Raw genomic sequence first — 12,764 nt, 5'->3', positions numbered from 1 at the left:
GCTCAGTTCCCCTCCACGACGGCCAAGATTTCACCACCGGCAATCTCCAGCGGTTGATCGTCTGAACCGATCAACGTGCACGGCTCGATCGTCGCCGTCATCGTTTTCTCCTGCATGTTCATCGACCCGAAGGTGACCGAGACCGGGCGACCGATTTCATTCCGCGCGATCGCCGCCCCGGCCTTGGGTTCGATGAACAGATTGCACGGCAGCGACTTCCCGGCGAGCAACGCCACTGTTTCAACCGTTGTGGTGCAGTGCAGAAAGACGGCCGGAGCAGAGGTGTGCTCGGCCCCGGGCGGATAGCTGGTGATTTGCAGCGAATTTTTCCGACCGTCGCCGACCACATGCATCGTGACGACGGCTTGATCGATTTCAATCGGCTCGGTTGTCTTGATCACCATCTTGCCTGTTTCCGGCAATTCCTCCTTGGCCGTTTCGACCAACGCATCGGTCATCTTCTTGCTCTCCTTGACCAGGTTCTCGCCTTCCTTTTGCACCGTGTCGGCAAGATCCTTGAGTTTCTCTTTGGAGCACGCCGATAGAGCCGGCAAGCAGAGCATCAGCAGTAGCAACGGGACGCGGCGAGCCGGTCCGCACGAAACGATGGGATTGGCAACCCGCGTCGAACCGCGACGGCGGTGGGCAGACGTGACGTTCATGAAATGCACCGGAGGAATCAAGCAGCGTCTGAGCACATGCCGGGCGTCCCGTTCGCAATGCGGCAAACGGAAGTGACCCGGGAAAGGCGCCCCAAAGAAAAGTGTTCCTAACAGATTAGCAGAAATGGAGGGTGCTTGGATTCTTTAACGCATCGGTTGATGACGCCGCCGAGTTGACGTGATTGCGCCGCGCTGTTTTTGCAAGCTGTTCTTACAAGCAGCGAAGTTCGGTACCGACACGCAGCAGCAAGCGTCCGTTGGCATACGCGGGCGTCGCACCGACCGGTCCGCCCAAATTAATTTCGCTCAGTTTTTCAAATTGTCGCGCCGCACGAAGTACCGTCGCCTCGCCGTTCAGGTTGATGACCAGGACCTTATCCCCCAATAGAATCGGCGACGCGCTGAATGTCCCGCCGATACGACTGGTCCACTGGACGTCGCCGGTAGCCACATCAAAACACGACGCGATGCCCTTGTCGTCGATGGAGAACAACATGCCGTCGTGCACGATCGAGGTCGGTACGTAGGGAGCGGCCTTTTCAATCCGGTAAACCTCTTGCGGCTCGTCCGAATCGTTTGCGGGCATCCGCACGGCGACCAGATGGTTGCCGCCGCCGCCGCTGCCGCTCGATCCGATCGCCAAGTCACCGGCGACGATCGGCGAACTGACGCAACGCATCTTGAACACCGGCAGTCGCCAAAGCATCTTGCCGGTTTCAAGCGACAACGCATAAATGCCGTCTCCCGTGTTGGCACAGATCACTTTGCCGTCGCGGATCACCGGTGTGCCGTAACAAACACGCGTCGAGGTCACGGGCGTTTGCCAAATCGTTTCGCCGGTCGAACGATTGACCGCGATGATACGACTGGTGCCGGGCTGGCCGTTTTCGACCCGTTCGGCCTGTTGTGAAAAATTCAGCACGACGATGTCGCCGTGAACGGTGGGCGAGACACCGAACCCGTGCTGGCTTTGCGCCACGCCGAAGTCACGCTGCCAGATCTCGTTGCCTTGATGGTCCAAACATCTCAGCCACGTGTGCTGGCGATCGCTGTGCGCGATGTAGACGTATTGGCCATCAGTCGCCGGCGTGCTCGAGGCAAGTGTGTTTCGGTTGTGCAGATGATTCTTCGCTTGAGGAAACTCTCGCGACCAGTTGACTTTACCGGACTGCAGATTGAACGACATCAATCGAATCGTCTGTTTGGCCGGAGACATCGAGAGCAGATAAACGCGTCCGTTTTGAATCGCCATCGAACCGACGTCACGTGTCTTCAAATCGACGGTCCAGCGATACGCTTGTTTCTCCCAGCCGTCGGGAAGTTTCGCCTCAGGAAGCACTCCGGCGATCTCCAGGCCGTGAAAGCCGGGCCAGTCGTCGGCGTGCGAGGGCGCGGCGCTGCACACGAGGGCCAATCCGAAGAGGCTGGCGAGGACATGTTTGGCAAAACGGCGAGGCGACTGATCGCCGGCAGACGCGACCAGGGAAGGCGGAAAGGCTGGCATGGAGGGACCGTTCGGTGGGACTGGGTGGCTGGGGGGCCGAGTGGATGGAGTCTGATTTTAACCAGAATTTTCACCCAGCGGGCAACCCTGGGACACATCTTCTGCGAAATCCTTGACCGACGACCGCGCTCGCCAATCGTCGCCATCGTCTGGTCGGTTCAAATGGCGTTAACGCCGAAACAAGCCGTATTTGACGATGCACCACAACGCCCCGACCCCGTCCCGCCAACCGATCTTCTTGCCCTCGTCGTACCAGCGGTGCTGATAGCGGATCGGCCGCTCGGTAAAACGCAGCCCCAGTCGCGCCAGCCTGGCGGTCAATTCAATCTCGATCCCGAATCGACACTCCTGCAAATCGGGCATGATCTTCTGCAGGTGCTTCCGCGGGACCATCTTGTAACAGGTCTCCACATCACTCAAGCGAATGCCGATGGCGATACTGGCCAACAGCGTGATCAGCCCGTTGACCGTCTGGTGCCACCAGGGGGAAAGCTGGCGATCGTAGTGACCGTAACGGGTCCCGTACGCCACGTCAGCCTCTCCGGCAATCAGCGGTTGCAGCAGGTAGCGAAAATCAGACGGGTCGTATTCACGGTCCGCGTCTTGAATCACCACGATGTCTCCGGTGGCTTGTTCAAAGCCGCTGCGAATCGCCGCGCCTTTGCCACGGTTCCTTTCGTGTGCGATCACGATGACGTCAGGATCGTGCTCGAGTGTTGACATCGCTTCGAGCGTTCCGTCCTTACTGCCGTCATCGATCAAAATGATTTGCATCGGCAAGCCGGTCGCGCGAAGACGATCGACGACCGAAGTGACCGTCCCGCTTTCGTTGAACACCGGAACGACAACCGACAACAAGAATCCTTCGGGGAGTTCAAAGATGGCGAGTTTACGACAGGCGTCTTTCCCCAGTTCGGCGCGCATCCGGCGAACATAGTCAGTCCCCCAAAACGAGCCATCATTGGTTTCGCCATCGGTATCATTCGAAGCGACCACGTCTAACCGGTTGGGTGGATGGATCGGCGAATCATCGGCGGGATCGTGCATGAAGTTGACTGAGAAACGCGAAGCAAACCGGACAGCTTGAGCAATGTTAGTCGATCCAACGAAGCTTCGCACTGACTCATTGACCAAGCCATTGAAATGGAAGTGGTCGCTTGGATTTCAATCTGGCTCGCGCACAACACGAATCAGCATCAGCGCAATTCAGTTGCATCCGCTTCGAAAAAAAAAACGATCTGTTTCGTCTCGTAATTCGCGAGACTTTCAACGAGTCTGCTTCACTACACTGCACAGACGTCAAACTTTGTTGTTGACATTCCAATCGAAGGTCGCCACATTTCTCTGACGCTCACGTTGTGGAAAAGTCGTTCGCGACGTGGCGTTTGCTTTTTGACTTTTCACCACTTGCACAGGAGACGTTTTGTCGTGACTCGGCAAACACGTTTGCGAAATTTGATTTCGCTTTGTGCTACCAACCTGAGCCATTGTCGCTTCGCCATGGTGCGGTCTCTACGGCCTGCCGACAGCGAAGTTCCGGCGTCTCCAACGGGACGTCCCCTTCACGTTTCATTACCCACCGCGAGCGATGGCGCATAAGACAATCATCTGAAGTTGACGAAGGACGCGTTTGCTTCGGAGCAGCCTCACTGGATGTGGAGGCTGTTGATTCCTGGAAGACGGCACCGAAAGGGATAGCCGGCAAGTCAGACCCCGGATTTGCGACAGGGAAAGTAACTTCCAATTTTGTCATTGATTATCTGTCGTCCGGATTTCGGCTCAGGATGAGCCGTCCCGGAAGGCAAAATGACAAAAACTGGGCCGACCCTCATGGAAGAGGGAAGGCCTTTTTTTGTGCGCCGTTGTCAATCAAGATCGTTGTCAATCAAGATCGGTGCCACAACGGGTGGCCGAAGCGATTCACCCTCTTGGCAGGCAGGGGCAAGCGAAGCGAGGGGCATGCGCCCAAAAGGCAAGCATCTCCCTAGCCTGGGGCAAGCAAACCGAGCCTTTGCGAGGGTTGCGCCGCCCCAGGAACCTCTCATCGAGTTTGTCCAGGAATACGAGCCGTTGATCGGCGTTTACTCCTGTTCTTTCTTCGCCTTCGCTTCGAAATCTCCTGCGACCGCCTTGACCAGTTTGTCCCAGTCGACGTACTTGCGAATCGCATCATTGACGCTTTCAACGCTGGCCGATTCGATCCGTTCGTCATGCTCGGCGGCCGCTTCCATCGTTCGATCCAGGAACATCGTCTGGATCAATTCGCTCGCCAACGATCCGTCATTGGCTCGGCGGACTCGCTCGGCCTGCAAGTAAGCCGACTTCGCCTTGGCCAATTCGTCTTCCGTCACGCCGTCTTTTCTCAACCGATCGATCTCTTCACGCATCACTTCCATCAAACGGTCTTTGTTTTCCGGATTCGTGATCGCGTAGATCGTCATATCAACCCGGTCGTCTTTGGCCCGTGCGCTCAGGCCGCTTCGCACCGTGTACGACAGGCCTTCTTGTTGCCGGACGCGATCGGCCAGGCGGCTGCTCAGTCCACCGCCGCCCAGGATGAAATTGCCTAACACGAGCGGTGCGTAGGCCGAATCGGTGTCGGCCAGTTCCATCTGCAGCGACGAGTAGAAAAACGCGTTGGCTTTGTCCGGCGTGTTGAGCGTCGTAAGCGAGCCTTCTGCATCGGCGTTTGCCGGGCGATCGACGCGGACGTAAGGCACATCGGATTCCCAGCCGGCAAGCATTTCTTCGACTTGAGACTTCACTTCGTCGGCATCGAAATCGCCGACGACGGACAGTTCGCCGACGTTTCCGCCGACAAGCTCGTTGAACAGCGACTGGACCTGTTCGACGGTCACGGACTGGTACATTTCGATTTCTTCGTCCAGCGTTTGGACGTAGCGAATGTCATCTTTACCGTAGGGTGAAATCGCCCGCTTGACCGCTCGGGCGGCCACCGCGGTGGGCTCGCTCGCGCTTTGTTGCAAACCCGTGACGACTTGGCGTTTGATCACTTCCAGTTCTTCGCCACTGAGCCGCGGATGTCGAAGGACATCGCCGATCAGCGCGATCACTTCGGTCAGGTATTCGCGTTTGGTCTTCAGCGACAGTTGCAGCAATCCGGGGGTGCTGTAGAGCTGCATGTCGGCTCGCAGCCGTGTCAGTTCATCTTGCAGGGCCTGGTAATCGAGCGACTCGGTACCACGCGCCATCAGGATGCCCAGCAGTTCGACGGCGCCCAAGCGATCGATCATCGTTTCCGCGGTTCCGAAACGAAGCGTCAGGTACAAGGAAACCGATCCTCCACGTGTCTGCTTGGGCAGCAGGGCGTATTCGATTCCATTGTCGAGCGTTCCACGCAGCGTCCGCGCTTCGATCTTCATGGGATCGGGATCGAATTGCTCGCCGGCTTGAATCACTTCGCGTCCCTTGTAGTCCTTCAGCTTGGCCAGCAGATCCGGCGACTCGGGGATTTGAACGCGTTGGGAATCATCGCTGGGGATGAACAGTCCGACCGTGCGGTTGTTGCGGACCAGGTACTTCTGCGCGGCCGCTTGAACCTTTTCCGCATTGAGTTCTTCAACGATGTCGCGGAACAGGAAGTAGAGTCGCCAGTCGCCTTGGGCGGCCCATTCGCTCAGCGAGACGGCCAGTTTGTCGGTGTTGGCCGCTTCGAGTTCGCGTTGCTTTAGGATTTGCTGCTTGGCACGCTCGACTTCTTGTTCGGTGATCGGGTTCTCTGCGAACGAATCCTCCAAGATCGAGATCAGCTTGACGCGAGCGTCTTCGATCGACTGGTCTTCGGGGACTTCGGCGATCGCCATCAACAATCCCGGTTCGGCGAACGCGTAGGCGAGCGAGTACACGTTGCTGGCGACTTTGGCTTCGACAAGGTTCTTGTAAAGTCTGCCGCTGGGCTCGTCTCCCAGCACGATCGAAAGGGCTTTGACGGCGGCGAAGTCGGGGTGGCTGCCCGATGGAATGTGATAGGCGGCTCCGACCAGTTGCACGTCACCGACGCGTCGCAACACCACGGTTCGCTCACCATCCTGGGGCGGCTCGGTGGTGTAGGTCGGGTCGATCGGGATGTCCGGCGCGATGAGCCCGCCAAAGGAATCACCGATCATTTCAATCGCTTTGGCCTCGTCAAACTTCCCCGCAACGATCAATAGAATGTTGTCGGGGCGATAGTACTTGCGATAAAAGCGTCGCAGGTTCACCACCGGCACCCGTTCGATGTCGCTGCGGTTGCCGATCGTCGATTGCCCATAGTTGTGCCAATCGTAGGCCGCCGACTGGATGCGCTGCATCAGAACCCGGAACGGCGAATTTTCGCCCCGCTCGAATTCATTGCGAACCACGGTCATTTCGCTTTCCAAGTCTTCGCCCTTGATGAAGCTATTCATCAGTCGATCGGCTTCCAGCGACAGGGCGAATTGCAAATTGTCTTCGCTGGCCGGCAAGGTCTCGTAGTAATTCGTGCGGTCGACCCACGTGGTGCCGTTGAAATTGGCGCCCCGCTCGGTCAGATCCTTGGGGATCGAGGGGTGCGCCGGGGTCCCCTTGAAGAGCATGTGTTCGAGCAAGTGCGCCATGCCGGCTTCGCCGTAACCCTCGTGGCGGGAGCCGACAAAGACTGTCATATTGACCGTCACGACCTCCTTGCTGTCGTCGGGGAACAGCAGCACGCGGACGCCGTTTTCGAGCTTGTATTCTGAGATGCCTTCGATTTCGGTGACTTTCATCAGTTCCTGGGGTGATTGATCACCGTCATTTTCGTTGGGTTGGGTCGATGTTTCGGTGGCCGCACTTTCTTGCCCGACTGCCGGGACGGACAGCAGGGACAGTGCGACAACACAGGACGCAGCGATGGGGCAGGTGATTCGCTTCACTTTCAAACTCCGTCTTTTCCAGTTTTTGTGGGACCGGCAGGTCGCGATCGCATTGAAGTGTCAGTGGCAGTATTGTATCGAAGGCACCGCCCGGACATAGCTGGGGCAGCGTCGGGTCGCCGGTGTAGCGGTCCAATCACGAAAACCGCGGGTGGAGAAGGCGTACCGGGATCGGCCGCTGCCAGGCGCTCGTCGACTGGGGCAACTCCCGCAAAGGAAAAAACAATGGAATCAGCGTCTCAGAACGATTGGATCGATGTGGCCAGTGCCGCTGATCTTCCCGCCGGCCAGGCGATGGAGGTCGTGGTGGGGGAGCACGTGATCGCCATTTTTCGCGACGCGGATTCGCTCTACGCGCTCGACGGCCTGTGCGCCCATCAAGGCGGCCCGGTCGCCAAAGGCGAACTCTCCGAAACCGATGCCGGCAAGACTTGCGTGACCTGTCCTTGGCACGGCTGGCAATACGAACTGGCCACCGGGATCCAGACCGTCAACCGCCAGCCGCTGCAACGCACCTTCCCGGTACGCGAGCGAGACGGCCGCGTGGAAGTCCAGATCTAAGCCCGCTCGTTCCCGGCTTACGTCGCAGATGCTCCCGTGCGGTTACTCTCGCCCTACTCGGTGACGAACTCGGCATCCTGCCGCGTCTGTTTTACTCAGGCTCCGCCCTCGGCGTCGGTGATGCTCGCTTCGCTCGGCATTACCCCCAATCTTCGGTCGCTTCCAATCGCCTCCGTCAACCGCCGGCTCCGCTCGATCGATCTCTCCCTCACTCCGGTCGCGGAACGATGGCCCGCTCAGGTTTTCAACTTCGAACTTCTTCTCTTTCAACTTGGAACCTGGAATTCGAAACCTGAAACTGTGCTCCCGCTTCCTCTAATCGTTCTGCTGCGGACATCGTGTCCCCGACGGGTTTCAGTCGACGGGTATCCTACCCGCTGTGCCTTCGTCGCTCGTTGGTCCCGGTAAGGTGCGCGGTCGTTCGATCGGTAGAGTAAAGCGGCCAAGCGTTTCGGCGGAAGTTGACTCGGTCCTGCGTTCATGTCTGTTGTCCTCCGCATTCAATTTCCCTTTAGTGACGTTGGCTGCGGTTTAAAGCCCCGTTCCCCATTGATGCGTTTTCTACCCAACGCCGCAGTCATCGGGAGTTTCCAGCACTTCGCCAACTGAACAATACACAGGAAAGCCTTGAATGCTTGTGCCGTTAGTGTGCCGATAGCTCCAATTGCTGTTCCTTACGACTTGCCCTGGGCCGACTTTGAAATTGGCTACGCAACGGGTAGTGTTGTCCCAGTCTGCATTGTCGGTGCGAACAACCAAATTGCATAGCAAGTTTGCAAATCGTCCCTGGTCGCCGAGTACTGGACCGCAGACGCCGTAGAGTTCGTTCTTCTCTTCCAATCGTCTTGACACCCTCATGAAAAAGGAAGCGGTATCGTCGATTATCTCCGCGTGAGATTGATCTCGTAGTGTATAGAGAATGTCCCACGGGGTTACCTGAAGTATCGAGCCAACTGTAGAGAGCATCTAGCTTCCCCAATATGGAGGGCGGTGGATAGTCGTTACCGAACACTGCGACCTGACCGAAATCGACTGCGTCAGACGTCTCTGGCGATGTCCATGAACAGTGGCTGGCTCCCATGCAACCGCTCCACAAGTGACCCCCTTGTTGCATCCGAGCAGAAACGATTATTCAAGCCATCGTTTCAAAAGCGTGTATCGGAAAGCGGGGGGCACTTCATTGACTCAATTGCTCCTCTATTCGCTTGTGTTCCAATTGACTCAGCAGCTCTTCAGCTGCTTCAGAAAGCGGCTCCCGGCCGAGCCATCTTCTCGCAAGCTCTTCCCTGTTCTTAAAAACCACCAGGGTAGGATCCTTCGGAATCCTTAAGTCTGGTGACCACTCACGTAGCAGATCCGTATCAGGCGAGGAAACAGCAAACACATAGCTGACAGCTACAGCTGGAACTCCCAGGCCCTCACTCGCTGTCGATTGCATTTTCCGCAGTTCAGCTTTGTGCATTTGCGTTGCGGGATGACGATCGGGGACAAAAAGCAGGAAAAACAGAGCGTCCGTTTCCTCTAGCGCATTTAGTTCCCTTATGTCGTAGGCGGAGAAATTGAGATTGGATGACGCCTCGCCCGAGTAAGCGTTGCTGCGGTCTGTTGGTGAATGCGAGCTGCACGCGGACGCGGAGAAGCCAACAACGGTCATGACACCGATCGCGAATGCATTTTTGATTGGACTAGGGCACATGCCTGCTGCTCGTGTTTAGTCACCTTCGCCGGGGCCAAGCCTTAGGCAAAACAAAGTGGGCAGGCCTTTCTGATTCAAATTGCTCAGCAAAGAAAACCTGACCCCTTTGTTGCACTCTAAGACATTGCTCGCTGCGTATATACGTAGCCATAGTCACGCATGGCTTTTTCTGTTTCCGATGACATCGGGTAATTCTTCGCCGTTTGGTAGTCCCAGCCAATCATCCCTGCCATAAAAAAGTCGCTGTCGAGTTTCTCTATCCGTTCAACCAACCTTGGAACCAATTCACGGAAGTGTCTTTCATGAACATTCGAGATCGCCCTTCTTCGGCGATCGACTATCCGCGGCCTCCATACAGCACACGCGAATGCCCTGCTGTCATCTTTCTGAAACTTCTGCTTGATAGGTTTTCCGAATAGCTCAGTTGCTGCCGGAAATGGGGACCACTTAAAGGCTAGGCTTACGGGAATGACCGAACGCAGGATGCCAGGAGAGAATTGATGAATCATCTCGAAGCGGTCTGTATGCACAGCTTGTTCCTCAATATCGCACTGAGACGTCATAGCAGAACTCAGGTCCTTCAGTGGAGGAAGATCCTCAAGATCCCTCGCAATCGCACAGACCCAATATGCGAACGTAGTCTCGTAGTCGTAGGTCCAGCGACATTTGAATGCGTCAAAGTCCCACTTTCTGCAATCCATGTTGTCAACCAACTGCGAACAAATTCTGCGTCAATCTTCTGAACCGAAACTCGGGCAGTGCATAGGACATGCCGTATAAAACCCCTTTCCCCTTTTTCTCTTCCTTACCCCTTTTTCTCTTCCCGCTACCCGTAATTTAAATGGGGCCAGAGCATTAGTCCATCGTCCAGATTTGAATTTAGGGTTAGGTTTGTCGAGCAGAAAAAGGGGGCCACGCCATAGCGTGCGGAGCGATGAAATTACCACTGAGCCCACGGATGGCAGCGCGAACCCACGGATGACAGGGTGCAAAAAAATCCGCGGGTTCGCGCTGCCATCCGTGGGTTTTCATTTCGATGGTTAGCCCGGTAAAACTGCCGGAGTGCTTCGTGAAGATTGAATCGTAGGGTTGAATCCGTAGCGGAAGTCGCCAAGGCTTTCGGCCGATCGCCAACGGAGCCGACTGTCCCCTCGGATTTCAATCGACGGGCATCCTACCCGCCGTGCATACGGCGCTCAAACAAAGGGGTCACGCTCAAACAAAGGGGTCAGGCCTCTTTGATTCAAATTGCTCAACAAACACCTGACTCCTTTGCACGTTGTTTCTGACCCCTTTGCACTTTGTTTGACCAATCTATTTCTTGCGTCGGGTGAAATGGCCTCCCAGACCCAAAGCCAAGAAAGCAGTGCTGGACCCAAGTATTAGGTAAATCTGTCTCCCGAAATGAGCGCTCGATTTCATCCGTTGCCGTAACTCTGTTTCACTCGTGTGCAACAACTCCTGTTCCAATTGGCGCGCCCCAAGTTTCCAACCCAATTTGTTTCCTTCCTCAAGGTATTTGGGTAAGCCGTATTGCCATGGTGGACTACCAAATTCTCGCTTTGGCGACCAGACCGGCAATCCTGACTCGTCCGGGTCTGAGATGTCGTCGTAGAAAAAACTGAGACAGGCCAACCAACCGTCTCTTCGGATCTCCAAATACTCGGCAACGCCTTTGTTCCCCACCAGCATCCTTACTTCCTGGATCTCCGTAGAGTTCGGCAGCTGATACGACACGGTTGTTTGGATTTCAAGATCCGAGTAGTACTGATGATTCCAAAACCATTTTCCGAACAGAACGAATGAAAGCACCACAAGAAGTGCCTGGATTGTTCGCAATACGCCAGCCCCGGAGATCTTCGACGGTTCTCTACACATGCCAGTCGAATGCATTCTTCTCGCGAAGTCTTGTAAAACTCCTTTTCCCTTTTTTTCGAACCTACCGAGATTGCGATTTGACATAGGCGGCCAACACGGAAAGGTTTTGGCTGAAAATGGCGCTGGACAGGTACGGAGTTCCGAGTGGCATTTTTGCTTGTCCCACCAGCCGCTGGCCGTCGAACGTGCTCACCCAGCGTCGCTGAGCGTCGAGCGCACCGATGATCTGTTGAGCCTGTTTTGCCAAGTCCCGTGGGGAAGCTTCCGGTTCCGGCGCCAATCCGCCGCGGGCGCGTTGGAATTGTTTGCCGAGTTGGGCCAATTGCGATTCCGTCTTCCAGCCGTAGTGGCTGGGAAGATCGGAATCATCGTAGCTCAATTCATACACGTCGCCGCGACGCTTCATGTAGAGCGGACGGTTCGTCTGCAGTTCGTAGTAGCGGGCGATCCGGCCGTCGGGAAGCAGTGATCCGCGTAGCCATTTCGCCGCGGCCGGGATCGGTTCAAGGTATTTGTCGTCACCGGTGACATGGGCGATACGCATCAGCGTCTGCAACACCTCTTGAGTTTCATCGCCGGATACGCCGGGCGGTTCAAACTTGCGTGCCCAGATCGGCTGCATGTCGTAGTTGTATTGTTGTGCCCATCCGGGTTGCGGCATCGGCATTTGAGCGAGAACCAAGAAGTCACCGAGTCTTCTCAGCGCGTCCAGGTAGCGGTCGTCGCGGTAAACGCGGTGGGCGTCGATCAACAGATCCGCGACGTACCCGGTCACGTTATCGTTGAGCGTGTACATGTCCCAGTAGTTCTTGACCCGGCCTTCGGTCCGCCAGTCATACTCGGGATAGTTCGCCGGCTTGATCGGTTGGTCGCTGACCGGTCCCGTCCAGACTTGAGGGAATCCGCCGTTGGGAAATTGCGCCGCCAGCAGCGCGTCCAGCCCCGTGATCGCGGACTGGTGAATCTGCGTGTTGCGAAAGCGATTGGCCAGATCCGCGAGTACGAGGAACCGAAGCGCCGATTGGGTTTGTCCGTCGTCCAGCGACGAGTTGTTTTTCCCGCGTCCCTTGCCGTTGCGATAATCCGCCCGGCGTTCACCGCTGGGGTTCAAGTCGACGCAGTTTGTCCAGCCTCCGGACTTGAGTTGACCGTAGGCGACCGCGCCGGCCGCAGCCGTCGCGGCATCGAGATAGAACGCGTCTCGCGTTGCTGCGTAGGCTTCCAGCAGCGCCATCCCCACCGTCGGTGTCCCCGGCGGTTGGATCCAAATCTGATCGTCGGTCGCCACGCCCTCGCCCCACCGCTGTTTCAGGTCGAGCGAGTAGTGATACACATAGCCTCCGTGGCTCGCGACGTTTTCAACGTAATAGCCGGCGGCTTCACGCATCGCTTCGACAGCCTTCGACTTTAACGCGTCCTGCGCCGACGCATCAATGAGCGACGAGGGAATCGCCAACGCGATCAGCCCAAGGCAAAACAGTTGTATTCGCATGAAGACACCTTCTGTGAGACGGATGCGCTGCACGAGCGATCCGTAGTGTAACCACTCACGGCACCTGGTTCCCCTTGTT

General features: G+C 56.6%; 9 protein-coding genes. 1 reads left to right on the top strand and 8 read right to left on the bottom strand.

What is annotated here, in order from left to right; genetic code table 11:
* Positions 1-2: 2 nt before the first annotated feature.
* The 4 genes from TBK1r_RS24425 to TBK1r_RS24410 all read right to left on the bottom strand — a co-directional run bounded on the left by TBK1r_RS24425 (position 3) and on the right by TBK1r_RS24410 (position 7,058).
* Positions 3-662, bottom strand: a complete 660-nt coding sequence (locus TBK1r_RS24425) for a hypothetical protein (protein ID WP_145216779.1) — start codon at positions 660-662, stop codon at positions 3-5.
* A gap of 211 nt (positions 663-873) precedes the next feature.
* The gene (locus TBK1r_RS24420) at positions 874-2,166 is read right to left on the bottom strand and encodes a PQQ-binding-like beta-propeller repeat protein (protein WP_145216776.1); all 1,293 of its coding nucleotides are present in this window, start codon (positions 2,164-2,166) and stop codon (positions 874-876) included.
* Between the two features lie 168 nt (positions 2,167-2,334).
* On the bottom strand, positions 2,335-3,213 hold the full coding sequence (locus TBK1r_RS24415; protein ID WP_145216773.1) for a glycosyltransferase family 2 protein: 879 nt from the start codon (positions 3,211-3,213) through the stop codon (positions 2,335-2,337).
* Positions 3,214-4,247: 1,034 nt separating this feature from the next.
* On the bottom strand, positions 4,248-7,058 hold the full coding sequence (locus tag TBK1r_RS24410) for a M16 family metallopeptidase (RefSeq protein WP_419580351.1): 2,811 nt from the start codon (positions 7,056-7,058) through the stop codon (positions 4,248-4,250).
* Positions 7,059-7,283: 225 nt separating this feature from the next.
* Here TBK1r_RS24410 and TBK1r_RS24405 point away from each other — a divergent pair, with 225 nt between their 5' ends.
* Positions 7,284-7,619, top strand: a complete 336-nt coding sequence (locus TBK1r_RS24405; RefSeq protein ID WP_145216771.1) for a Rieske (2Fe-2S) protein — start codon at positions 7,284-7,286, stop codon at positions 7,617-7,619.
* A 1,177-nt stretch (positions 7,620-8,796) separates the two neighbouring features.
* On the opposite strand, the gene TBK1r_RS24400 is transcribed toward TBK1r_RS24405, so the two are convergent.
* From TBK1r_RS24400 to TBK1r_RS24385, 4 genes are all read right to left on the bottom strand, one after another.
* The gene (locus TBK1r_RS24400; protein ID WP_145216768.1) at positions 8,797-9,273 is read right to left on the bottom strand and encodes a hypothetical protein; all 477 of its coding nucleotides are present in this window, start codon (positions 9,271-9,273) and stop codon (positions 8,797-8,799) included.
* 158 nt (positions 9,274-9,431) lie between these two features.
* Positions 9,432-9,845, bottom strand: coding sequence for a hypothetical protein (locus TBK1r_RS24395; RefSeq protein WP_145216765.1), 414 nt, complete (start codon positions 9,843-9,845; stop codon positions 9,432-9,434).
* 784 nt (positions 9,846-10,629) lie between these two features.
* A complete protein-coding gene (locus TBK1r_RS24390; protein ID WP_145216763.1) occupies positions 10,630-11,277 on the bottom strand; it encodes a hypothetical protein in 648 nt (215 codons plus the stop codon).
* Entirely contained in the window at positions 11,255-12,685 is a 1,431-nt protein-coding gene (locus TBK1r_RS24385; RefSeq protein WP_145216730.1) for a pectate lyase, read from the bottom strand. Before TBK1r_RS24385 ends, TBK1r_RS24390 begins: the two co-directional genes overlap by 23 nt.
* Positions 12,686-12,764: the final 79 nt, after the last annotated feature.

The sequence above is a fragment of the Stieleria magnilauensis genome (assembly GCA_007753675.1).
In the GTDB taxonomy this organism is placed as follows: domain Bacteria; phylum Planctomycetota; class Planctomycetia; order Pirellulales; family Pirellulaceae; genus Stieleria; species Stieleria magnilauensis.
The sequence above is the reverse complement of the archived record's forward strand: the minus strand, read 5'-3'. Positions and strand labels throughout refer to the sequence as shown.